The sequence below is a fragment of the Arthrobacter sp. ASL1 genome, from assembly GCF_056680475.1.
On sequence record NZ_CM155284.1, the window covers coordinates 604,539 to 628,185 of the forward strand.

The window sequence follows — 23,647 nt, forward strand, 5'->3', positions numbered from 1 at the left end:
GGGTCACCCCAAACCACGAAATAAGCTGTCGACTCGGTCTACAAATAGATCGGCGTCATAGGTGTCTCGCATATAAAGCTGGCCGCGGGCGGCGGTCTCGTTGAATGCCGTTAAGTCTCGCATATCAAGAATGTAATCCCTCATGTCGTCCACATCTTGAACGACAGCCCATTCTGGGTAAACGTATTCAACTCCACGCCAGGGTAGGAATACGCCCTGATTCCCGGCACAGAAAGCCTCACCGGGCCCGACGTGAGAGCCTTCGTGTTCGCTCATGGAAAGGACGAAGCCGAACTCTTGCACGGATGAGTACGTATCGGACCATCCCAGCTGGTCAACATTATTTTCTAGATTATGTGTATGTATGAAGTCGTCGCATGCAGCGAAATATGCTTGCTCCAACGGGTCATTGGCGACCCAAGGGAAATCCTGTGGTTGTTTCCCGAGAATGGATAACGTGTAGCGAGGATCTACAGCCCGCAATTTAGAAAGTAAGACCAGCCCTCGTAAGTATCCCTTACGCTGAGGAACGGCTCCGATCATAGCTAGGCGGTACAAACGATCTTCGTTTGTGGGATCAGCTTTAACGTAAGAGTCAGTGAAATAGAAGTTCGGAATAAAATGAATCTTTCCTCTATCGAAGTCAAACCGCTCGATCAGGTCCTCAAGACAATGTGGTGCAATTGCGATAAAAGCCGAAACGCCGGCTTGCCGAATCTGATCGCCATAACTTCGCCCCAATTCATATCGGTGCATTCTTACTACTAGATTCTGGGTCCTCTTTACCCGATCCGCATACCAAACAGATGCCGCAGTGAGCCATTCAACCCAGATGAAGTCTGCCCATGCCAACATGTGCGCGCTTTGCCGAGCATCATGAACGATTTCTGAGGGCCATTCATCAATTCTGATCTGGTACCGCTTCCGAAGAAGCGGGATTGCAGGCTTGATGAATTTCAAGTCGTGCCCGGCGATGAGGAGTCGTGGCTTGACTGACTCCCAAAAGGCAGATGGATCCATCGTAGTTAGAGTGGATACAAGCATTTGAACATGTGGGTCGACAAATGTGATGGTCGAAAGTGTCTCCGAGTTCCGCTTGAAGAATTCGACGAAGATCTCGAGATCCTGATCGGAAATGTTGTTTCGGTCGTAATACCTGACGATTAAGCGAAGCGCATAGTTAATCGTTCTGTCTCCGTGAAGCTTAAGATAGCTTAGATCCTGACTTGCGAAATAATTTTCGACCGCTTGCCATGAAGTGACGAGCTCGCGAAGCTCGCGGCCAGAGAAATAGTGCATCGAGGAACCACCGCCGCCGGGCTGGCGTACGTAGTGGAAAAGCGGCGTATCTACATAACCGATTGATTCGGCCATTGCCATTGCGGCAGCTGTAAAAACTATATCTTCGCCCATTCGGGTGTTCGAGTCGAATCGGAGGTCGTTCGAAATTAACAACGAGCGGTTCCAAAGGGCAGAGCAGTTCAGGCTCTGTCCTTCGGCGATGCTGACCATCATTTGCGAAGCGCTAGCATTTTTAGGGGGTTGAATTCTGTCAACCAAGACTCGCCTATCCCCGCGATAGTAAATCTGGACAGGGCCCCGGATGACTTGATGACCACATTCTTGTGCCAATTTGAGGGCCATGTTGAGGCCATCTGCGTCTATTTCATCGTCGCCATCTAGAAAAAATACGTATTGCCCTGTAGCAGCCTCCATGCCGAGATTTCTGGGGGTCGACGGAGACCCTGTATTTTCATCGGTGCGGAGCAGGTGCCAATTCTGTCGCCTCCCGCACTCGGTTTGCAGTGCCTCGTACGTGCCGTCAGTTGAATAGTCGTCGACCATCAAGACTTCGATGGCATCATCGTGGTTTTGGAAAGCTGGATGGCATTCAAGCGCAGCCAATGAATCAAGACAGAGCCCCATCTTGTCGACGGAGTTATACATCGGGACAACAATGCTAACCAACACGGGGGCGGATTGCCCCTCAGCTATTGCGTTCATCGGGGAACCTCCACTGTGGGTAGATGGCCATCATTCTTCGAGAGAGCGCCCGTCACGTCTGGCGCCGCTAAACGCATACCGGGTTTCAGAATATCGGCTCCCCACCCAGGCGACTTAGAGTCCGTCAGTTTAATCGGTAGATGCGTGTACTCGCCATGCAACATCAAGGTCTCGACTTCCTGACGAGTCGGCGGAATGGCCGCGTCCACCCAAATTACGTCTGGAGTTGATAGGAAGTTGCTAACAGGAACTCGTTCTTTTCTTATCAACGAAAGCGAAACCACCGAAACCATTGGCGAGCCAAAACGCGTCATGTATCCTCCCACGTGTGAAGTTGGGACTTCATCGTCCACAACAAGTAGAAGTTTCGAAAAGGTATTTGAGCGATGGTGAAATTGCGCGATCGTCCGTTCAGCTTCAGTGCTGGAGGAAACCTTCACCATCATGGTTGGATTCGGACGAGATGACGTGAAAGGGATGCCTACGAACCGTAGGATTTCTTCAAACCGATGGCGGTAGGTGTGGCTCGAAAGGGTAGTTCGTAGTGCGTTTAGCCGCATCTGCGTAATGTCATCCGAATCGTAGTCGCTTAATTTGTCGACTGAACGATCGAAATACACCATGTTATCGCCGTAGATCTTCTCGATACCGCGGGAGTGATTCGATACCACGAGTGAGCCGGCAGCAGAGAGTTCGAATACCCGCCGTGCGAACATCGTCTCGGATTCTGTCACGGTGTTGAAATTCAATCCAACCAAATGCTCGCGGTATAACCCCGCCGTCGCCCTATGCGAAACTGCTGGGCGAAGATAGTCTCGGTATTCTTCCGGATATTTCGCCGACTGTGCGCTTGAGGCAAAATTCCGGTCGTAGATGGCTAAGTCCAAGCCCGACTCGAGAGCGTATCGGAAACCCTCGCGCATAGTTTCGCTACGCTTAGGATGTACCTCATACCAAGCTCCCGCGAATACGGCTGAGAAGGCACGATTGCTTCGAGGTAGTGGATTAAAGTCACGCGGCTGCGCTGCGAACTGAAGAACACCTACGCGTTCTTTAGGGATGAATCGCCGGTAGTCTTCCACGACTTCGGCCGCCGTGGTCAGTACGTAGTCGAACCTGGCGGCGGTAGATACGAAATCGTTCACACGATCACCAAAGTGCGTTGGATCTTCCTTATTCCAAAATACGGTGGGCACCCCGGACGCTTTGCAGAATTTCAGAATCTCGAAAAGTGTAGTTCTGTTTTCACTCGGAAATTTCAACGACCCGTAGATTTGACCGCGCCAGGGACGCGTCTGCGAATTTACTCCCGACCACGCTGATTCACATATGAAAATGTCAGGCCCAAACTCCCTTATCTGGTCTTGCCACGATCCTGGCTCCAAGCTAATGGACTCAAATTCAGGGGAGAAGCTGTTGTATGTGAATTCGTCACATATCAGTGCAACTTTCACTCTATGGGCTGGCTTTGGAGTCGATTCTTGATAAGACAAGCGAACTGGGGCCAGACCTCTGGGCGCGGCGGAGATCTCTTTTTCAATTGACCAATTTGCTGTGGATAAGCTGTTGCCGGGTTCTCTTGGCGCTTGGTCACTAAACCGGCGTGCCCACGGTTTCTTGAATTGGGGTTCCACTTTTCGGGTCACGAACTCAGGAAGAGCTTGAATTTGGTCGGGACTGAGCCCGGCCCGGCTTAGAGGGACCAACCAAAAATCGTGAAGTGATGTTGTCATGCGACTACGCCACTGCTGAGCAGTAAAGACTATTTTGGATGCTCCCGGGGGCAGGGAAATCGTCTCGACAGTGGGCTGCATGAATCGTTCAGTAGTTTCTTGGATGTTCATGTAAAAGTAGGTGCCGGCTCGGGGGCTCTGTTCATAATATCCAGCCGGCAGAGAAGTATTGCCGTCGCAGTCTAATATCTCGTATGAGACTAGAGCTCCGCGTGCCCTGAATTCGCCAGAATACCGGGCAGTAAATGCCACGAGGAGATCTGATGTATCCGGGGGAACCGAGTACTCGAAATTGAATTCTTGAATTTCAAGTCCGCGAAGAGGTTTATGGGTAATCATGGTTCTCCGAAATGTTCTTCCCGCGAGGTTGGTGTCCAATGGCCGTTGAAATGATTGCTGCGCGGTAGCAAGTGCAGGAGACCTGAACATCTTTTTTTCGGTTTCCGCATGTTTTGCTAAGGAGCTTTCGTCGGCCTGACACTTTACCCGTTTTTCAATTGGAATTTGTTGTTGTGACTGGGTCGAGGACAGGCCTAAATTCAGCCTATCGCATTCGTATCCCACGAAGATTTCGTTCAGGTTTTAGCGGTTTGTGTAGACACTCTCTCGAGCCGCCGGCGGTCTCTTCCAGTGACCCCAGACGGTCACGGATCAAGATCTTGCTTCCTACTATCTTCTGCCCTACTTATGCCCTAAAACTCGATCCCCTGCCAGTAGCCGCTAGCGACCCGACGTTCGGCGCCTTCGAGTCTCGACGTTCTGAAAGTTTTGCGTGCAGCGCTCCAGCTCGAGCGGCAAGGGACTTGGAATCAGGTAGCCCGGTATGCACGAATGAACCGGAATGGTTGAGGGAATTTAAGATGGCAAATTTCGGCATTGCTGGTCCTTGATAGTGCAACCGTGTGATGAAAAATGCATTCCAGCATGGAGCTTCCGTTTGGGTTGGGTCGTCACAATCGTAAACGGCTTGCATCCGGGAAATCCCAAATCTGCGAGCGTGCGTTTCGTCAATAGTCCTCTTGCAGTAGACGGGAAAATTCGGCGATCGTGCCCAGTGAAGTTCTTACGTTGCTTTGTTTGGCATGATAGACACGTGACTACGAACGACACGGCTCATATAGCGACCTCGGCACTGGCCGCAGCCGCGTTGATGCGGGGATGCGACACTGTCTTAGTGCGGCAGCCGCTGAAACTTCCAGAGACGGTGGATGCGCGCTTCCGGGGACGTGCCACGCGCTCAGTTTTGCTGCGCTGGGGGGCCCCATATGCTGACGACTGCACTTTACTCAATCATCGAGATTCAGATTTAACGACGGCAATTTACCGTAAAACAGGGGCGCGGCTCCCCTGTCAAGCTGGTGCCCTGGTCAGGGCCGTCGGTCCCCATAAGCACGCCGATGCAGCCGTCCCACACGATTTCAGCCGACCGGTGACCACCTACTTCCGCCTCCCCCTGTTGCAATATCAGATCGAGCGGATCCCTACGGACGGCCGGAAAACGGCACTCCAATCACCGTGCGCCATCCTTATTTCAGCTGTGCGGCGCAGCCGGTCGCTTCTGGACGTGTTATCCATCATGGGCGGTCGAATGAGGGAACTGTACGAATCGATTGCCGTCCTCGTCAGGAACCTCGTGTCTTATGTCGATCGGTTGCACAGCGACGCCTCGCCGGGGGTAGAGGCCTTGACAATCACGGAAGTCGACTATACGACGACTTCAAGCCGATACGCCGGTGCTGTCTTGGAAGGCGGACTCAAGTCACTCATCGTTGTTGACCAACGCCGGGCGACGGTGCAGTCCGCACCCGAATCGGGTCTAAATCCGGTGGCGCAAGCCATTCGCGAGTCCTACCAGTTCAAAACGAGCGCCAGCAGTGAATGGTGGCCGCTCGGCTGGATGGGCGAGCTTCGTTCGCGTCCATGGGGCCGGCTAAATGTCGGGAGCCGCAACGCAGGCTCGACAGCCAACAGTGTGTCTCGGCCTTCCCCTGCGGCCGCTAGAGCCGACCTCACCGATCAGTCCCCCCTCAAAGGGTGCCAGCACTGGTACCCTGGCAGCCTGGCGTTCGCACGAACCGACCTCGGAGTAGGTCGTGAATTCCGATGATAGCCGGTGGTCGACGTCGTGCAAGAGGGCGCTTTGGGCGTAGCGCCCACGGACCAGGGTGGTTAAGTGTCCTCCCGATCATGAGCTATTTGCAACGCAAGGTACCAGGTGCCTACTCCGTCAAGGACGGACTGTCAGGATTCGGTGTGGTCGTGGCGAGGAGACTGCTAGCTTGGACCAGAGCAACATGCCGCGCTCACATGGCTCGTAAAATACTCCCAGCGCCGACAGCCGGGCTCGCCGAGGCAATGGCCGCGGAAGTCACCCGCTCAAATCTGTTTGCCATGGACGTCCGGAGCGCTCGTGGCTAAGCGACTAACACATGACGCGCAACTCACCGTCGCTGGAGTTGGGGAGTCCGGGCTCCTAGATCGCATCCTGCCTCGCCTACACGGTATGGATGCGTTGCTCGGCCCAGGAGACGACGCCGCCCTGATCGCTGCGCCGGGGGGCCGATTCGTTTTCACTGTGGACACGCTCGTCCAGAATCACGACTTCAGGCTCCTCTGGCCAAGCGGGTATCGGAGCACCGGATACGACGTGGGGTGGAAATCCGCAGCCCAGAACCTGTCCGACGTTAACGCCATGGGCGCCGACGCGACAGCCGCGGTTATCAGCCTCACGCTACCACCGAACACACCGGTGACCTGGGTTGAGGGAATCGCCGATGGATTCTCCGCTGCCGTCCACGAACTGGGGGCGAACCGCTGCGCGTTGGCCGGAGGCGACCTGAGTTCCGGCGGGGAGCTGTCGATTACCGCAGCGTTCACGGGATCATTGGAAGCGCGGCCCGTGCTGCGCAGCGGCGCCAGACCGGGAGATATCGCGGCAGTGTGCGGCATCGTAGGCGCCGCCGCGGCAGGGCTTTCCCTGTTGGAAACTGACCGGCCGTACTCCGCCTTTGACGAGGGTGCACGGAACCTCGTCGCGCTGCAATGCCGCCCGCGCCCGCCACTGTGGGCAGGGCCCGCCGCTTCTGCAACCGGTGCAACGGCCATGGTGGACATCTCGGACGGTCTAGTCCGTGACGGCGGCCGCATTTCGAGCGCTAGCGGTGTCCTTCTCGATTTGTCGTCCGACGCCCTCCGTCGGCTGTGCCGCGATATGTCCGCGCGGGGAGTCGACCTCACAGGTACTGCCGAGAGCATGGGAGTCGACCCGCTGGCTTGGATGCTGAGCGGAGGAGAGGACCACGGACTGTTGGCGTACTTCCCTGCGGACGTCCCACTGCCGCCCGGATTCCATGTTGTGGGTATTGCCGTAGAAACAGCAGGGATGGCGGCAGCAGCCCGCTCTGACCGCTACTCCGTGCTGCTGGATTCCCGGCCCCTTCTGTCTCCTGCCGACGGGTTCGACACAGACGGCTTCGATCATTTCGGGGGATGAAGTTCTCATTCTTCACTTTGTCGGCTAATCTCCTCTCAAGTTTGACGCGTTGTTTGATAATTGGGGGAGAGCGCGGTATTGGACATGTGTAGACGGCTTTTCACGAGGCCTCAAAAGTAACGGTTCAATAGGTGGCGCAAGACGTCAGAGATGACTGCGACGTGGCATCGTCGTCGTACTAAGGACGCTGCTGATCTAACCTCGATCCACCGATGACCTTCGTTGAGGCAGCGAGTAATCAAAGAGGAGATGCCCGACGTCGGCGAGTTCTAGCGGTGGTTGCAATGCCCCTTGAAATGCGGGAGTTGCAACACCAATGGCGTCATCAACAAGAAGTAATTCGTCTCTGGCGGGAGACCAGCCATCAAAGAAGCTCTCCGTCCAACCTTCTGGGATCCTCCAAAGCGCCCATACAGGACCTACACACCGGGCGAGAAGGCAGAATACTACCGGGCGCTGGAGCGCCTGGCAACGTCGAGGCAGCTGCCCTGGAGCTGGGCTTCAATCCCAGCACCTGCCGTGCATGGGGCACGGTAACTGGGGCAAATGCGCGGCCGGAGCACAAGCAAGCCGCGAAGGAGGCGTACTTCGCCATATTGGACAGGGTCGGCAGCGTCAGCGTGGCCTCCAGAAAATTGGGCATCAACATCCAAGCCGGATTCCTGTGGGCTCACAAGACCGGGGCCGTGACACCTAAGCCCCGCGTGAGGAAAGGGTCGCGGCCGCCCACCGACCAGTCCCGCAAGGACGAGCTCTTCACATTCTTGGAACGCGTTGGCAGCGTCAGCGTGGCGGCCAGGGAGCTCGGTCTGGAAGGCAGCACGGCCTACAGCTGGAGCCGCTCGGCCGGCATCGCCAGCGTTAACCCGGGAGTTCGCAAACGCGAGGATTGCCTGCGCCTTCGCTCGGCAGGTGTCGGCCGCAGCGAAGCCGCGGCCGGTGCCCGCCGCAAGAGCGCCTACCTATGGGACAACGGCCTGGTCCAGGTCAACGGCCGTGCGGTCCGCCCAGAGGCACCTGAACTGGCATATAAACGGGAGGTGACTACTACTTACGCGGAACCTCCGACCTTGGAAACGGATTCGGCACCCGCATTGCGGATCGCCGAGGAGGCCCTGGCATCCGCACCGGTGGTGGTGCCGATTTCCCAGGCATCCTTGGAACAGGGTCTCAGCGATCGCTACCTTGCGCTGCCAGACCGGGAGCTAATCGCGGACCTGCTCTCCCATGGCTCCTCCGCTCGGGCCATTGCCAGGGCCCTGGGCCAGTCTCCGTCCTAGGTCACCCCGGAGATCAACCGCACAACCGCCATCCGGTGCGGGGCTACCGGCCCTACGGCGCCCACCGCAAGGCCACCGCCCGCCGGGCACGCCCCAAAGACAGTATGCTGGCCCGCGGGTAACTGCGTGACTACGTCAAGGGCAAGCTGCTCAAGCGCTGGTCCCCGGAACAGATTTCCAACTTGTTGCCGCTCGAACACCCCGACGACCTCCGGATGCGCGCGAGCCACGAAACGATTTACCAGGCCCGCTATCTCCAGGCCCGCGACGGCCTGAAGCGCGAGGTGAATGCTGCATTGCGGACTGGTCGTACGCGTCGCAAGAAGCATAGGAACCCGGAAGAACGTACGTCCAGGTTCCGTGATGCCATGATCAATATTTCGGAGCGCCCCGCGGACGTCGAGGCCCGCGCCGTACCGGGCCATTGGGAAGGCGACCCGGGGCACAGAACCAGTCAGCGATCGCCACCCTGGTCGAGCGCAGTACGCGCTACGTGATGCTCGTGCACCTGCCCGTGGACCATACCGCCCCCTCGGTGCGCGATGGACTCATCAAGGCGATGTCCACCCTGCCGGAGCACCTGCGGGGTTCGTTGACTTGGGACCAAGGCGCGGAGATGTCCCTGCATAAGGCCTTCGGCATCGCCACGGAAATGGACGTCTACTTTTGCGACCCGGCCAGCCCCTGGCAACGCGGCTCGCACGAGAACACCAACGGGCTGCTGCGCCAATACTTCCCCTAAGGCACCGACTTGAGTGCCTACGGTCCCGAGGACCTCGAGCACGTCGCGCAACAACTCAACAGCAGACCACGCGAGGCCCTCCGCTGGCGAACTCCACCCGAGTGCGTTCGTGGCTTTCTGATAGCCGGCTGACCTCGGGCGTTTGCAACGAACCCTAGAATCTGCCCGTGAAGGGCACCTCGCAGATGCAGACTTCCCCCACACTTCCGTCCCTGTCAGTTTCCTTCAACGAGGCCAATCTGGTTGGCGCTTCGGGGCTTGTCCCGGTGATGGCCCTGGCCGGCGAAGCGGGCCCGATCGAAATGGTTGACGAGGCGGTGAAGCTGCCAACTTACAAGGGCGCCAACGACGTGCATACGTTCACGTTCGGCCACGTCAAGCAGCTGCTGAGCGCCGCCACCGCCTTCGTGGTGAATCTGGGCTGCAACGTCTCGCCGCTGGGCGCCCTGGAGGCCGGGGACTTCGTGTTCATCGACATCGACGACGCCATCGTCGAGGTCCACGGCTCGCAGAAGCAGGGCGCGGGATTCGGCTACTCAGGGGTCGGCGGCCTGAACGCGCTGCTGGGGATCATCTCCTGTCACGGGCACGCCCCGGTGGTCTAAAACTGTTATCTTGCAGGACATCGGTGACAGTTCTACCTCAAGAAATTGGTGAAACTACCGGGTGTTTTGGTGGTGATACTTCCCGACAGTGGTAACGGGTTTGGCGGCCCCCGAGGCGGTCGGCCGACAATGGCAGATGAATCCGACCCAGAACGACGTCACCCGCCAGACGTTCTACGCGATCAGGCCCAGGGCACGCACCGAGGGCCAGGCGGCGGCCTTGGAGCCGCGGTCCCGGCGTCCCAAGCCTTCGCCGAACAGCGTGCCCTAGAAAATGCGAGATAGACTTAATACATGGATTTGAAAACTATATCTCGCTGGGCGGATGCAAGCACACTTCGCTGCCGCGCTCAGGCATCATCGAGCGGGACCAACGTGTCACTGCCAAACGGAGCAACTTTTAAGATTGATGCCGATTTTTTTCCACTTGATTGGAATCGTGATTTTAGCCAAGACAAAGTTTCTTCACGTCTTTGGTATAGGTCGCTTGCATACCTCCCGGCTTTACTCGAGCTAGAGGACGGTTGGGACATCGTCGAAAAAGTACTCGCTGAATTCGTCGTCTTTACCCGAGAAGGTGCGGTTGACTTCAGTGCCATCAAAATACAATCCCTCGACCATGCGCTGGCCATTCAAGTGCGCGTGTGTTGCGAGCTATACGCGCGTGCCAAAGCCTGCAGCCCGGAGCGCGACCGCACGGAAGTCATTATTAAGGAGGTCGTGCCTGTTTTGCTGCAAATTTCGCGCCGACCGGGGATTCGGCTCAACAATAACCACGGGATGATGCTCTCTCTAGCGCTGTTGCAGGCAGCCGTCGTTTTCCCAGACCTTGTAGATGCCGAGGACACTCAAGCCGACGCGGCTATTGGAGTGGAACAGTGTGAAGCCATGTTTGATGAGGATGGTCTGAGTTACGAGAATACACCGACATATCAGAGGCTTTGTGTACGCCTCTTACGCGACTTCACCGAACTATCGAATATGGCGCCCTCGCTGTCGGAAGCATCAACGCGTTTTGCAGCCCTGCATGCCTGCGCCTCTACGGCATACAGAAGATTGCTTCTTCCTAGTGGACAGGTCCCCCCGCTTGGAGATGGTGGCCTTGGAATAGAACCAGACCTTACGCCGCTACCCGGAAAGCTAGTGAGCACGGCCAACGGCATCTACGTCCACAGTAATAACGAATCCTATCTGTCAATCATCTGCGGTGCACGCTCCCCAATCCATAAGCAGATGGACGACACGTCTTTACTTTTGTCACACAAAGGCAAAATCGTGATTCTTGATGCTGGCGTCCATAACTATGACTCCAGCAACCCCGTCGCAGCTGCGATTCGTACGCAGCGCGGTCATTCCGGCTTATTCTTTCAAAAATTCGACAGCAAACCATTGGCATTCTTTAATACTGGCGGCGCGCCCCGACGCGTTTACGCAAGTATGGACGTCATTAATTCGGGGGCAACTGATTCCGTAGCCTGCGAGTACACGCTAGAGGGCCACCGAGCCAGAAGAGAGGTGCTGGTCAAAACACCAACTTCGATATCCGTTACTGACCGATGCTGGTCACCCGATGGTACTTCCGCAGTTGCTCGCTTTCTGCTGCCCGAGAGTATGGAACTATCATGCCAAAATGGCACCTTAGAAGGAACCGATGGCTCCACGTGGGTGTTATTGGAGGCTCGACCCGATACTCGCTACGGAATCACGCGCGGCCTAATCTCGTGGAATCTGCGGCAAAGGGACGCCTGCTGGATGGTCGAAATCAAAGTGCCTTCAGGTGGACGGCCAATTAAATTAGATATCGAAGTCGGCGCCGAAGATCAACCGAAGACAAGTTGACTGTGGCTGTACATCGTCATCAAAACCTTTGGCATTCATCACTTTCTCACTCTTTCTGCCAAGACGCCACCAGATTGACCAATGGACGGACTGAATGTCCTCGGTGGAGGAGCCCACACCACTTACGGTTATTCGTTGTGCGTCGGTATCGAAACCGCCCTTTCTGATCAGCAAACCAGGTTCAGACGGAGTATTCGGTAGCGCATGTGAATGCATCCGGTGTGGAACCTCGTCACTTCGTGGAGGGTGAATCTCGTGGCTTCGTGCTCAGCTACCAGCACGCCCTACGATATGGTTTTTAACCTGGCCGTTGTTGACCACCTCGGGCACCTGCTCGGCGTTCGGCGATTTGTTTACTGTAGGCGGTTTGTTTCGCGCCAACTGCTTCGCGGGATGGGACAGCTGCACGCCGTGGATCGCGTAGGAGGGAACGTAGCGCGCACTTGCAAAGCGATCATGGGCAACGGGAACGAGAACACGATTTCACTGGTGTCGGGGTCTGAGAGCAGGAATTCATTCTCCGTGATCGTTCTGTGGAACCGGCGTCCGGATAACGTCGTTGGCAACGACCCGTGGTAGCCCTGGTAATAGACCTGCCGGTTGTCCACGGCGATGCTCAGACAAAGCGGGAGCTAGTCTCGGTGCTGGTCAACGACCTTGGCGCTGCTGGCCGCCCTGGAGCCCGAGAATCTGAGACCGGTGGCGAGCCAATCGTACGCGCTGCTGGCCTGGTCGCCGGGCAGGACGTGGAACCGGCCGAAGGCTCCGACGACACCGATGGGAGGTGGCGCATCGCCCGCCGCGTGGCCAAGGACCGGATCATCTCCGTCGTGGACCCCGAGGTCCGCCACGCCCACAAGTCCCGCTCCGCACTGAAGGACGGATACAAGGCCCACATCGTCGCAGAATGTGTTTCGTCAACTTGAAGTCGGCCATTTCAGCGCTAAGAATCCGGCCACCTGAGCGCGGATTCCTGCCAATTGAGCGTTTGGCTATTTCATGAGGGCATTCTTGACCCGGTAGGATTCACCGCGGAACTGCCGGAGTCGGCCGTGGTGGACGATCAGATCCGCTCACGGCGGCAGCCATGTTGTCATCGCCGAACACGGTTCCCCAGCGGGAAAATTCCAAATTCGTTGTCAGGCTCAGGCTCTGCTTTTCATAGGCTTAGGAGTTGACTTGAAACAGCAGCCGCGCCCCTTCGGTATCAATCGGCAAATATCCCAGCTTATCAATGATGAGAACCCGGTTCCTGGCCAGGGCCGCCAGCTCCCGGTAGATGCGCTGCGCGTCTCTGGCCCGGCGCAGTTGCATGACCAGCGCCGAGGTGGTGAAGAACCGCACGGCGGACCAGTCATACCCCTCCAAGGTCTTCAGCGCCGGCAGCCGGGCCGCGCGCAACAGGAGTTGCCGACGCGATTCCTGCCTTGAGGCGTGCTCGGCTGTTAAGAAGGAGATTCGGATAGCGCCCGTGCAATGAAGCGGTAGCAGGAGTGCGCGTATCGGGTAGCGCCTTGGTGGGTTTCTGCCGATCGTATCCGCTACCGAGCTGGTTTAAATCGATGCCCCGAACATGCGACGCCAAGGCCGACGTCGAAGTCGAAGCATCGAACGTCGTGAGCTGACCCCCCCCGTTACATTTATAGGACCCCGATAAACGGGGTTTGGTCGCCAGGCTCGGTATGACTGTCCTGCCGTGTCACTCATGATCCGGGGGGTGTTGTCGCCGGGCCTGGAGACACGCGTTGACCGCTGATAGGGACATGGCCCGGAAGTCAGAATCCGTGGTCTCTTCGTAACGTGGGTGTGGCATCGGGTGTCGTGACAGGCGGCCAACCGCACGGTGCAAAGGAGCGCCACCATGAACAACCACATCGCCGTGTTCTGCGGACTCGACGTCGGCAAGTCAGGCCACCACGCAACGGCCCTGGACCGGGACGGCGGTCGACTCTTCGACCATCCGCTGCCACAGGACGAGGCGAAACTACGAGAGGTCTTCAACGGGCTCCAGGCCCACGGACGAGTACTGGTCATCGTGGACCAGCCCAACACCATCGGGGCCCTGCCCATCGCGGTAGCCCGCGATGCCGGCTGCGAAGTCGCCTACCTACCCGGACTCGCGATGCGCAAGGCCGCTGACCTCTATCCGGGTAAGTCCAAAACTGATTCCCGTGATGCATTCATCATCGCGAACACGGCCCGTTCGATGCCCCATACCCTGCGCCAGGTGGACCGCGACAGCGAGGTCCTCTCCGCGCTGAAGGTCCTCGCCGGCTTCGATGCCGACCTGACCCACGAATGCACCCGTGCCATCAACCGGCTGCGCGGCCTGCTGCTGCAGATCTTCCCCGCGCTGGAGAGGGTCTTCCCGGAAACGAGGATCACCCGCCCCCTCGTACTGGAGCTCTTCATCCACTACGGCGGCCCCACCGGGCTGCGGGCCGCCGGCAAGGGCAACGTGCTGCGGTTTGCCCGTAACCATTCCCGTAAGGACCCCACCGGACTCATCGAGGAGATCTTCACCGCCCTGGCCGAGCAGTCGGTGACCGTCGCCGGCACCGCGGCGGTGGAAATCGTCGTGCCCCGGGTGGCGGCCCAGATCAAGGAACTCAAGGCCCAGCGGGCGATCCTGGCCACCGAGGTCGAGAAGCTGGTTGATGACTTCCCTCTTTCCAAGGTCTTGATCTCCATGCCAGGAGTCGGCATCAAGACCGCGGCAACAGTGCTCCTGGCCATCGGAGACGGCACCGGGTTCAAGGACGCCGCACACCTGGCCGCATACGCCGGAATCGCTCCGACATCGCGGTATTCGGGCACTTCGATCCATGGTGAGCACCCGTCCAGGTCGGGGAACAAGGCGTTGAAGAATGCCTTGTTCCGCTCGGCCTGGGTGGCCAGCTGCCACGATCCGATCTCCATTGCCTACTACCAGCGCAAACGCGCCGAGGGGAAGAAGCACAACGCGGCCATCATGTGTCTGGCAAGACGACGCTGCGACGTGCTCTACTCAATGATCAAGAACGGCACCCTTTACGAGGAAAAGACCCCCGTAGCCGCTTGACGAAAAACATAGGGACACCCCCCCACCCGGGTACGGGTCTCGGAAGGAGCTATCCGATGCCCGCGCCCGCGCTACCGGATGCCTACACAGGCGCTACTGAAAGCTCCGACTTAGCACTCGGCCTCGAGCAGCCCCAACAGCTACTTACGCTGTTTCGGGGTGCTCCTGGCGGCCCACTCCTCCAACACGGTGCCGGTCAGCGTGGCGGCCCTTCCCGCCTCGATGATGTCCTGGACCTCCACACCGCTCATGCCGGTTCCCCTGTGGTTCGGCCCCGTGGGCGATCCGCCGGGCGAGCATCCCCAACGCCGCCGGATCCGGGGTGGCGTCCAGGCGAATGAGGGTCCCGGCGGCTTGGATGGCCGACTCGAAGCCGGCCGGGCCCGCTGCGGCATCCACCGCGTTCAGCAGGCGCCGCCGCGCGGCGGTACCCGCCCGGTCCACCAAGTCCCGCACCGGATCCGGGACCACCTCCCGCAACGGGGAATGCGACCAGGCCCCGCGCTTGCGCACCAGCAACGGCAACGGCAACGGCAACGGCAACGGCAACAATGATGCCGGTTCGAACACCGCGGTGGATTGCTTGCCGAAGACGCGTCCGAACGTGATGCTGGGCTCGGCCTGCTCGCCGAGGACCTGCACGACGTCGTGCCGCAGCCCGACCGTGGGGGTCCGCGAGTGGTAGGCCGGCCCTGCTGCATGGGTGTTGCCCTCGATGAGGATGTTCCCGGCCTTGTCGGCCTTGCGGGACTCGTAGCGCACCGGATCGAAGCCGATCCCGGGCAGTGCCAAGCACGCGGCAATGTCGCCGTCGAACAGCTCCCCGATCGACAGGTGCCTGCGCCAGTGCGTGGCGGCGGCCGGGGCCTGGCAACGATCCGGCACGATCTCGTTCGACCCTGCCAGGGTCGCGGCCCCGGGTTCGGGGACCACCAGGTTCCGGCGCAGGAAGCCGACCGGGTTCTCAACGTTGCCCTTCTCGTTGCCCGACTCCAGATTGAAATAGCGCGCCTGGCCCGGTAGTGGAGGTTGGAGGCGTTGAAGAGCCGGGACTCGACGACCTTCTGCCCGGTGCGCCGGCCCACGCCGGTGGCGTCGTCGAACACCAGCATCCGCGGTGCCGCACCGATGAGCTCGAAGATGGCCCGCAGCCCGTGGCAGACACACTCGGCGGTCTCGCCGCGGTAGGCCTGCACGAAGGGCATGTTCGAAAACGGGAACGTCACCACCAGCACAGGGAGCAGCTGCCGGACCCCGGCGAAGATGGCCCCTGCCTGGCCGAAGTCGACCTGCGCGGTTCCCGCCCGCCAGACCAGTTCCGCGTACCCCTCGCCCGGGGCTCGGCGACGGGCCCTGAACCGCTTCACGTACCGCTGGACAGGCGAGTAGGAGCCGGTGAAGCCGTGCTCGTCGACCCGGCGGTCGAAGACCCGCTTGGCAGTATGGCGCTGCTTGCGCCGACGCTGCTGGTCCTCGGTTAGCCAGGTGTCGATGACCTCCTCGAACCCGGTCATCACCGATCCGCCAGGCCGTGTTGATGTCTGCGTGGACCGTGAGAAGTCCTCCATCCCTATGTACTTGGCCACGGAATCGCGGCTGATGCCCAGGGTCCGGGCGAGCTCCCGACCGGGGACTCCCTACGCGTCGAGGCGCCTGATATCTTCTTGAACGAATACCAGTACCGTCATCTTCTTTCCAACCCTTCCGGCGCCATAGCTAATGGATTGCCGGCGCCAGAAGGAACCTTTCGGGCGGTGGCGGGCCCATGTCCTTCAAGACACCGGACATGGGGCACCCGGGCCACCAAGGTGCACAATCTCCGCAATGCCGAACCGCTGCTTCCGGTGACATGGCGTGGCCTGATTGTTATCGCTCATTCGGCAGGAAACCTGCCACACACTTGGCAGGAGTTCCCCGCTGAACTGGCCTAGAAATAGTTGATCACACACAGCAGAACCCGAGACCGGGATCTTTATCAGCAGCCACGCCACCCGAGCCGCCTGTGGGCTCCTCCGACGCCGCCGCCGGGATCGCGTTGCTCGCCACTGATCCCTCCATCCCCGCCACCGCCGACACCACCGGCGGCGGGGACGAACCGGCCACCAACGCCCCAGGCGTTGCCGACGCCCCGCTCGAGGACGGGCAGGTGCTCCAGGTACTCGGGGATTCGGCGTACGGATCCGGGGAGATGCTCGAACACCTCGAGAACGCCGGGCACCAGGCCCTGGTCAAGCCCAAGCCGCTGCGTCCGGCGGTGCCCGGCGGGTACGTGCTGTACGACTTCACCTACGACGAGCAGAACCAGACGCTGACCTGCCCGAACCAAGTGGTGCGCAAGATCAGCGCCAAGGGCAACGTGAACTTCGGGGCCGCGGGCAAGGGCTGCCCTTTGCGGGATATGTGCACGAAGGCGAAGAAGGGGCGCAAGGTCGTCATCACCAACCATCGCGGCCGCCAACGCACCCACCGTGCCGACGCAAAACAGGTTGGGATCCAACACGAGTACCGGCAATACCGGCCCCTCGTCGAACCGGGCATCGCCTGGAACGTGGACAAGAACAACCGCCGGCTCAGACACCGCGGAACAGCGAGGAACAACGCCTGGCTGCAGACCCGTCTGGCGGGTCTGAACCTGCGGCGGATGCTCGTGCTGGGCCTGCACCAGCACACTTGGCCTGGGCCCTGGCCTGAGAGGCCGGGGCGGGCACCCCTGCATCCAAACCAGCATCTTCAGGGTGCCGTGGATGCCCCTCTAGCTGTACTTCCCCGGCAGGTTGTGAACGGCTGGGGTAGGTGAAGACCTCCGGGCAGGATGTGGGTTACCACACTCGCATCCTGACCACGGAGGTCTTCGTGACTCACGCTAACGCGCCTTTGACGCCCGAGGGGCGTCGTCGTCTTGCTGTTCTCATCGTCGATCGGGGCTGGCCGTTGCGTCGGGCGGCGGAACGGTTCCAATGCTCACCGTCGACAGCGAAGCGATGGGCTGACCGATACCGGGCCGGCCTGGCGTTGACGGATCGCAGCTCGAGGCCCCAGACATCGCCGAACCGTCTTCCGCTGAAAACAGAGCGGCGGATCGTCGCGTTGCGGTTCACGCGCCGATGGGGGCCGCACCGTATCGCCTATCACCTGCGCTTACATCGCTCGACGGTCGGGCGAGTCCTGGCCCGGTACGGCCTGCCGAGGCTGGCGAATATCGACCAGGCCACTGGTCTGCCGGTCCGTAAACCCAAGCCGGTGCGTTACGAGGTCGACCGGCCCGGACAGCTCGTACACGTAGACATCAAGAAGCAAGGCCGTATCCCGGACGGCGGTGGGTGGCGCGTTCACGGGAAGGGATCCGTGCAGGACCGCGCTTCCGGGATCGCCCGGGCAAAGGCGACGCGTGCCGGCGCGGCGGGCTCACGCGGCTACCGGTACCTGCACCACGCCGTCGATGACCACTCCCGGGTCGCGTACTCGGAGATCCTCGACGACGAACGCAAGGAGACCGCCGCCGGGTTCTGGACCCGCGCGAACGCGTTCTTCGCGACCCTGGGCGTGAGCGTCACCGCGGTAATGACCGACAACGGTGCTTGCTACCGGTCCCATGCCTTCGCGGACGCCCTCGGAGAGAACGTCAAGCACAAGTGGACCAAACCCTACCGACCGCAGACCAACGGCAAGGTCGAGAGATTCAACCGCACCCTCGCCGCTGAATGGGCCTACGCGAAGCCCTATGCCAGCGAAGCTGAGCGAACCATCGCCTACGAGTCATGGCTGCATCACTATAATCACCACAGACCCCACACCGGCATCGGCGGCCAGACCCCCTCAGCCCGCGTTCACAACCTCACGGGGAAGTACATCTAGCGGTCTACGAAATCCATGAAACCCCGAAAACGGCCGAATCCACCCTGCCCCGGACTCGGGCACCAGATACGCGAGAGGCCGGCCCCGATGCATCCGCACCGGCCAACCCCAATAGCCACTAAATCAGCAACGTCCTAGAAGTTCACGATCTTCCCGCCCAGTCTGTTCCTGACCTCACTCGTATCTGCGGCGTCGATAATCCAATTGTCACCAATTACCCAACTTCTTTTTTCTACGTTGTTCTCCTCAGACCATTTCCGGCTCTCGTCCACTTGGTCATCTACGTCCTTTTTGGACGCAAAAGAACCGAGTCGTGCGGCCGAACCGCAAGATCCAGATGAAAGTGCCTTCGCGAATGGATCGGTAACGGACCAGTCCTCACACACGAAACCCGCCTCGACAAAGCGTTCCCTAAGCTCTGACAGCCCTATCGTTTCGGTAGTTGATTTTGGCTTGGACGACAAAGTCTCCGATCCTGCTGAACCACCCCCGGAACACCCAGTCAGCGATAGCAGAACGAGGACGAAAAAAGACACATACTTCTTCTTCAAGGTAAACTCCCCCAAACAAATGCTTTATCAGATTCTTCTATAATGCTAAGTCCTAGGTTAGTGAATTCTTGTAAGCGTGCCTCGTCAGCACAACTGGTTCTTTGTACCGTCGACCCCCAGTTGACCTTGTCGATGTTGGTGGGTAACTATCCTGCCCACAAATGAAGCTGCAGAGTGCCCCGCATAAAGCAATTCGCCACCGCCACTCATCACGTCACCGCGACCAACTGACCTGACTCCGTCGTTCTGTAGAACGTTCAGGGCACGCAACCCGGTCACTCAAGTGCGCAATTCGCAATATTTTGCGATCGAGCGATGGGTTTAAATCACCAGGGCCTCGGTCTCGGCGCTGGAATAATCGAATGGTTCGCGCGTTCATTAGCGACGTGACTGGCGAGCACGGCTTTAGGGTACCGCTGGTCCGGGTAGGTGGTGTGTAACCTCGTCACTTCGTGGACACCGGATCTCTTCACTTCGTGGACAGTGGATCTCATGGCTTCGTCTGTCCTGTCTCAAAGCATCGTGGACACACGATCTCATGACATCGTGGACAGGATGTCTCACGACATCGTGGACATTTGCCCTTGCGTAGCAGGCTGGAAAAGTCGATGCCATGACCAATGTACTTTCGCCCAGCACCCGGGCTGCGATCATCAACTACGACCCGACACAACCCCACGCCCTGACAGTGAGCGAGTTCTGCAAATCACTGAAAATCTCCCGCAGCGTGTTCTACAAGATCCGCAACCGCGCGAGTACCGAATCAACAGCCACCCTGCATCCCCGCTCCCGGGCGCCGAAACAGCCCGCACGCCGCTACGGGCCGGAAGTCGTCAACGAGCTGGTCAGGATCCGCAATCAGCTCAAGGAAGACGGATGGGACTTGAAGACGGATGGGACTACGGCCCGCACACGATCTACTACGAGGCAAATATCCAGGACTCCTTCCCCGGGGAGAAGGCCCCCTCCGTGGCCACGATCGGCAGGCTACTGGCCGCCGTTGGGCAGGTCGAACGGGCACCACGTAAACGCCCGAAATCCTCCTACATCCCCTTCGTGCGGGCCACCGCGATGGCACTGTGGCAACTCGACGCCTTCGAGTTCCGGCTGGCCGACGGCACCACGGTGACGGTCTACCAGCTACTTGACGATGCCACCCGCTACGACGTGGGGACCTGGGCCTACCAGCGGGAGGAGAACAGCACCGATGCCCAACGTGTCCTTGCCACGGCCATCGACGCCCACGGAGCCCCGCAAGAGGTCCTGAGCGACAATTCGTTGGCGTTCAACCAACTGCGCCAAGGCAGGATCGGGGCCGTGGAGATCTTCCTGGCCTCCAAGGGCACCATGCCGATCAGCGGCCTGCCCGGCAAACCCACCACCCAGGGCAAGAATGAACGCTCACATCAAACCCTGCAGCGGTTTCTCACGGCCGACCGACCCGCCACGCTGGACCAATTGCGCGCACGGATCACCCGCTATAGACAGCATTACAACCAGCGCCGTCCGCACCAGTCCCTTGACCAATCCACCCCTCACACAGCTTGGGAACTACTCCCCCATACCCCGGCCACGGAGCCGTTGGCGCTGACCGTGCTCGAGGCCAAGGCCGCCGAGTACCGCCAGAAGCGCAAGCTCCAAGGCCTTGAGTTGGGGCGTGCCACGGTGACCGTGTCCAAAACGGGGAAGATCATCGATGAGGACGTCCTCATCGGCCAGGACGTGCCGCAGCCGGCCAATCAAATGCTCGTGGACGTCACCGCGGACAACCGGCAGGTCTACTATCAGGGATATCAGGTGGGATTGCCGACGACGTTTGCCGGACGCCAGTTCCATCGAACGATCACCGACCACGAATTCCTGCTCTCGGATCCGCACACCAGCGAAATCGTGTTCTCCTTCCCGCTTCCCCTGATCGCATTGATGATGCGTGGAAGGTGGGTGGCCTCATACGCGATCCAGGGAGTGCAGCTAACGCACCCTACGAAGCAATGGGCGCGGAAAGCAGCTGCGTACCGCGAGCAATATACCCAGCGTGAAGAACAAGTGCCAGAGGTATTCAACCCGAGCTCAGTTCAGGCCTTCCAGGACTCGTAGTGAGCACTGGTAGCTGTAGACGAAGCCATGAGATTCACTGTCCACGAAGTAACGAGATCCGGTGTCCACGAAGTGATGAGGTTTCACACCAAGTCGCCGGACCATCCGTACCATCAACCCGTACTCGCCAACGTGACATCAAAACCATTGGCGGCATCTCCATTTCGACGTCGATGCCGGTCAGATGGCGGACGATTTTCCGGACTGTCCGCATCCGTCGAGGTTCCGTGGTTGCTACCTGGCTGGTTGGGGACAGCAATGGCAGCCAGCACGGTTGCGCGGTCATCGCCGACCAGGACACGAGAACGAAGGAAGATACGATCAGGCCTCGAACTTGCAGGGTTCCTGCTACTCGCCCCGAAAGCGCAGCGCATTCGATTTGATGCGCTGCGACTCTCTATAAGTGACCCCAGCGGGATTCGAACCCGCGTTACCGCCGTGAGAGGGCAGCGTACTAGGCCGCTATACGATGGGGCCGTATAGCTTGCACCGTTGAATGGCTGATGCCGCCGTGTTCTTGCGAACGTGACCCCAGCGGGATTCGAACCCGCGTTACCGCCGTGAGAGGGCAGCGTACTAGGCCGCTATACGATGGGGCCATAGCCTGTCCGAAAGCTTTCCGGACAATGCCAGCCGGCGCAGAATTTGATCCGGCTGTAGCGCTGGGATACCAGGACTCGAACCTAGAATGTCGGTACCAGAAACCGATGTGTTGCCAATTACACCATATCCCAATGGTTGCCGGGGCCCCAGAACTCCCGTACGGGTCATTCTCGGTGCCTCAGCACGAGTAATTACTTTACCCGAGGGGCCCGGTAAAATCAAAATCAGCCTTGCTCGCGCAACCCTTGACTGTCAGGCCAGTGTCGCTCTAAACGCTTCCAGCCGCGCGAGCGAAGAATCCTTGCCAAGTATGACCATGGACTCGAACAACGGCGGCGATATCCGCTTGCCGGAGACCGCAGTGCGCAACGGGCTGAATGCGAGGCGCGGCTTGATGCCCAGTCCGTCGATCAGGCTCGACCGCAGCACACTTTGAATGGACTCGGCATCCCAGACTACCAACTTCTTGAGGGCAGTCGCCGCCGTCTCCAACACCTCGTCGGCATTCCCCGGCAAACCCTTAAGGGCATCTTGGTGGATGACGATCTCGTCGTCGCCGCGGAACAGGAACTCGATCATGTCCGGCGCCTCACCCAGCAGCGTGACGCGTTCCTGCACCAGGGGGGCGGCCTCATCTAGAGTGAGCCCCTCATTAGTGGTCAGTGTTTCCCCGGTGAGGCCCGCACGATGGAGGTAAGGGACCAACCGGTCGCGGAAGTCCTGGCGGGGCAGCAGGCGGACGTGTGTGCCGTTAATGGCTTCAGCCTTCTTGAGGTCGAAGCGGGCGGGGTTGGCCAGCACATCGTGGATGTCAAAGGCCTCGACCAGCGTCTCCCGGCTGAAGATGTCCTCGTCGGCCGACAGGCTCCATCCCAGCAAGGCCAGATAGTTCAACAGGCCTTCGGGGATGAACCCGCGATCGCGGTGAAGGAAAAGGCTAGACTCCGGATCGCGCTTGGAGAGCTTCTTGTTGCCGGCGCCCATGACGTAGGGCAGGTGCCCGAACAGGGGCATGTACTGGGCGATGCCGACGTCGATCATGGCGCGGTAGAGCGCGATTTGCCGCGGGGTAGAAGAAAGGAGGTCTTCACCTCGCAGGACATGGGTTATGCCCATCAGAGCGTCATCAACTGGATTGACCAGTGTGTAGAGAGGCTTACCGTTGGCACGGACGACGGCGAAATCCGGAACGGTTCCGGCCTTGAAAGTGATTTCACCGCGGACCAAGTCGGTAAAGGTCAAGTCGTCCTCTGGCATGCGAAGCCGAAGTACCGGCTCCCGCCCCTCGGCACGGAAGGAACCCACCTGTTCCTCAGTCAGCGAGCGATCAAAGTTGTCGTAACCGAGCTTGGGGTCTTCCCCTGCCGCCCGGTGTCGCGCTTCGACTTCCTCGGGTGTGGAGAACGATTCATAGAGGTGGCCCGCACCGCGCAGTTTGGCGATCGCGTCCTCGTAGATGTCGGCACGTTCGGACTGCCGGTACGGCTCATGTGGTCCACCCACGACGACCCCCTCGTCCCAGGTAATTCCCAACCAGTCGAGCGCGTCGAGCAGTTGCTCGTAGCTTTCCTCTGAATCGCGTTTGGCGTCGGTGTCCTCGATGCGGAAGACCATCTTCCCGCCGGTGTGCCGGGCGTACGCCCAGTTGAACAGCGCGGTACGGATGAGGCCAACGTGCGGCGTGCCCGTTGGGGACGGGCAGAAGCGGACGCGGACTGGGGTTTCGTCGGTGACAGTGGGGATCTGGGATGGCTCAGTCATGATGGTTTCCATCCTAGTACGGA

The 23,647-nt window shown here is 59.4% G+C and carries 13 protein-coding genes, 3 tRNA genes and 4 pseudogenes; 11 read left to right on the top strand and 9 right to left on the bottom strand.

Annotated features, from left to right (window positions below):
* Positions 1-3 precede the first annotated feature (3 nt).
* On the bottom strand, positions 4-1,947 hold the full coding sequence (locus AC1MEQ_RS02800) for a glycosyltransferase (RefSeq protein WP_479793753.1): 1,944 nt from the start codon (positions 1,945-1,947) through the stop codon (positions 4-6).
* A 53-nt stretch (positions 1,948-2,000) separates the two neighbouring features.
* Positions 2,001-4,301, bottom strand: a complete 2,301-nt coding sequence (locus AC1MEQ_RS02805) for a CgeB family protein (protein WP_479793755.1) — start codon at positions 4,299-4,301, stop codon at positions 2,001-2,003.
* A gap of 1,939 nt (positions 4,302-6,240) precedes the next feature.
* On the opposite strand from AC1MEQ_RS02805, the gene thiL reads away from it, so the two are divergent.
* The 6 genes and pseudogenes from thiL to AC1MEQ_RS02835 form a co-directional block, all read left to right on the top strand.
* Positions 6,241-7,230, top strand: coding sequence for a thiamine-phosphate kinase (gene thiL, locus AC1MEQ_RS02810; protein ID WP_479793757.1), 990 nt, complete (start codon positions 6,241-6,243; stop codon positions 7,228-7,230).
* A gap of 893 nt (positions 7,231-8,123) precedes the next feature.
* Positions 8,124-9,384, top strand: a pseudogene (locus tag AC1MEQ_RS02815) (IS30 family transposase).
* A 35-nt stretch (positions 9,385-9,419) separates the two neighbouring features.
* Positions 9,420-9,857: a hypothetical protein gene (locus AC1MEQ_RS02820; protein ID WP_479793759.1), complete on the top strand. Its 438-nt coding sequence runs from the start codon at positions 9,420-9,422 to the stop codon at positions 9,855-9,857.
* Between the two features lie 136 nt (positions 9,858-9,993).
* Entirely contained in the window at positions 9,994-10,128 is a 135-nt protein-coding gene (locus tag AC1MEQ_RS02825) for a hypothetical protein (protein WP_479796189.1), read from the top strand.
* 23 nt (positions 10,129-10,151) lie between these two features.
* Positions 10,152-11,696 carry a heparinase II/III domain-containing protein gene (locus AC1MEQ_RS02830; protein WP_479793760.1) on the top strand — a complete coding sequence of 515 codons (1,545 nt, stop codon included), beginning with the start codon at positions 10,152-10,154 and terminating at the stop codon, positions 11,694-11,696.
* Between the two features lie 725 nt (positions 11,697-12,421).
* A pseudogene (locus AC1MEQ_RS02835) lies at positions 12,422-12,604 on the top strand (IS5/IS1182 family transposase); the annotation flags it as partial.
* Between the two features lie 118 nt (positions 12,605-12,722).
* On the opposite strand, the pseudogene AC1MEQ_RS02840 reads toward AC1MEQ_RS02835, so the two are convergent.
* Positions 12,723-13,010 (bottom strand): annotated as a pseudogene (locus tag AC1MEQ_RS02840) (ATP-binding protein).
* 547 nt (positions 13,011-13,557) lie between these two features.
* Here AC1MEQ_RS02840 and AC1MEQ_RS02845 point away from each other — a divergent pair.
* Positions 13,558-14,757: an IS110 family RNA-guided transposase gene (locus tag AC1MEQ_RS02845; RefSeq protein ID WP_479792894.1), complete on the top strand. Its 1,200-nt coding sequence runs from the start codon at positions 13,558-13,560 to the stop codon at positions 14,755-14,757.
* A gap of 144 nt (positions 14,758-14,901) precedes the next feature.
* On the opposite strand, the gene AC1MEQ_RS02850 is transcribed toward AC1MEQ_RS02845, so the two are convergent.
* Positions 14,902-15,690, bottom strand: a complete 789-nt coding sequence (locus AC1MEQ_RS02850) for a hypothetical protein (RefSeq protein ID WP_479793762.1) — start codon at positions 15,688-15,690, stop codon at positions 14,902-14,904.
* Positions 15,691-15,911: 221 nt separating this feature from the next.
* Here AC1MEQ_RS02850 and AC1MEQ_RS02855 point away from each other — a divergent pair, with 221 nt between their 5' ends.
* The 3 genes from AC1MEQ_RS02855 (at position 15,912) to AC1MEQ_RS02865 (ending at position 18,612) form a co-directional block, all read left to right on the top strand.
* The gene (locus AC1MEQ_RS02855) at positions 15,912-16,238 is read left to right on the top strand and encodes a hypothetical protein (RefSeq protein WP_479793763.1); all 327 of its coding nucleotides are present in this window, start codon (positions 15,912-15,914) and stop codon (positions 16,236-16,238) included.
* Between the two features lie 521 nt (positions 16,239-16,759).
* Positions 16,760-17,554, top strand: coding sequence for a transposase (locus AC1MEQ_RS02860; protein ID WP_479793764.1), 795 nt, complete (start codon positions 16,760-16,762; stop codon positions 17,552-17,554).
* Positions 17,555-17,610: 56 nt separating this feature from the next.
* Positions 17,611-18,612 (top strand): IS481 family transposase, encoded by a 1,002-nt coding sequence (locus tag AC1MEQ_RS02865; protein ID WP_479796024.1) that lies wholly within the window; start codon positions 17,611-17,613, stop codon positions 18,610-18,612.
* Positions 18,613-18,746: 134 nt separating this feature from the next.
* On the opposite strand, the gene AC1MEQ_RS02870 is transcribed toward AC1MEQ_RS02865, so the two are convergent.
* Positions 18,747-19,163, bottom strand: a complete 417-nt coding sequence (locus tag AC1MEQ_RS02870) for a hypothetical protein (RefSeq protein ID WP_479793766.1) — start codon at positions 19,161-19,163, stop codon at positions 18,747-18,749.
* Between the two features lie 613 nt (positions 19,164-19,776).
* Between AC1MEQ_RS02870 and AC1MEQ_RS02875 the strand changes: the two are divergent.
* A pseudogene (locus AC1MEQ_RS02875) lies at positions 19,777-21,260 on the top strand (integrase core domain-containing protein).
* Positions 21,261-21,664: 404 nt separating this feature from the next.
* Here the strand turns inward: AC1MEQ_RS02875 and AC1MEQ_RS02880 are convergent.
* The 4 genes from AC1MEQ_RS02880 to gltX all read right to left on the bottom strand — a co-directional run bounded on the left by AC1MEQ_RS02880 (position 21,665) and on the right by gltX (position 23,624).
* Positions 21,665-21,737, bottom strand: a tRNA-Glu gene (locus AC1MEQ_RS02880).
* A gap of 49 nt (positions 21,738-21,786) precedes the next feature.
* A tRNA-Glu gene (locus AC1MEQ_RS02885) sits at positions 21,787-21,859 on the bottom strand.
* 63 nt (positions 21,860-21,922) lie between these two features.
* Positions 21,923-21,994 (bottom strand) — tRNA-Gln (locus AC1MEQ_RS02890).
* Between the two features lie 121 nt (positions 21,995-22,115).
* Positions 22,116-23,624, bottom strand: coding sequence for a glutamate--tRNA ligase (gene gltX, locus AC1MEQ_RS02895; RefSeq protein WP_479793768.1), 1,509 nt, complete (start codon positions 23,622-23,624; stop codon positions 22,116-22,118).
* Positions 23,625-23,647: the final 23 nt, after the last annotated feature.

Bases quoted from the DNA above. Each gene is read 5' to 3' on its own strand.
- thiL (WP_479793757.1), top strand. From the start codon at position 6,241: ATGGATGCGTTGCTCGGCCCAGGAGACGACGCCGCCCTGATCGCTGCG.
- gltX (WP_479793768.1), bottom strand. From the start codon at position 23,624: ATGACTGAGCCATCCCAGATCCCCACTGTCACCGACGAAACCCCAGTC.
- AC1MEQ_RS02800 (WP_479793753.1), bottom strand. From the start codon at position 1,947: ATGTATAACTCCGTCGACAAGATGGGGCTCTGTCTTGATTCATTGGCT.
- AC1MEQ_RS02830 (WP_479793760.1), top strand. From the start codon at position 10,152: ATGGATTTGAAAACTATATCTCGCTGGGCGGATGCAAGCACACTTCGC.
- AC1MEQ_RS02825 (WP_479796189.1), top strand. From the start codon at position 9,994: ATGAATCCGACCCAGAACGACGTCACCCGCCAGACGTTCTACGCGATC.
- AC1MEQ_RS02845 (WP_479792894.1), top strand. From the start codon at position 13,558: ATGAACAACCACATCGCCGTGTTCTGCGGACTCGACGTCGGCAAGTCA.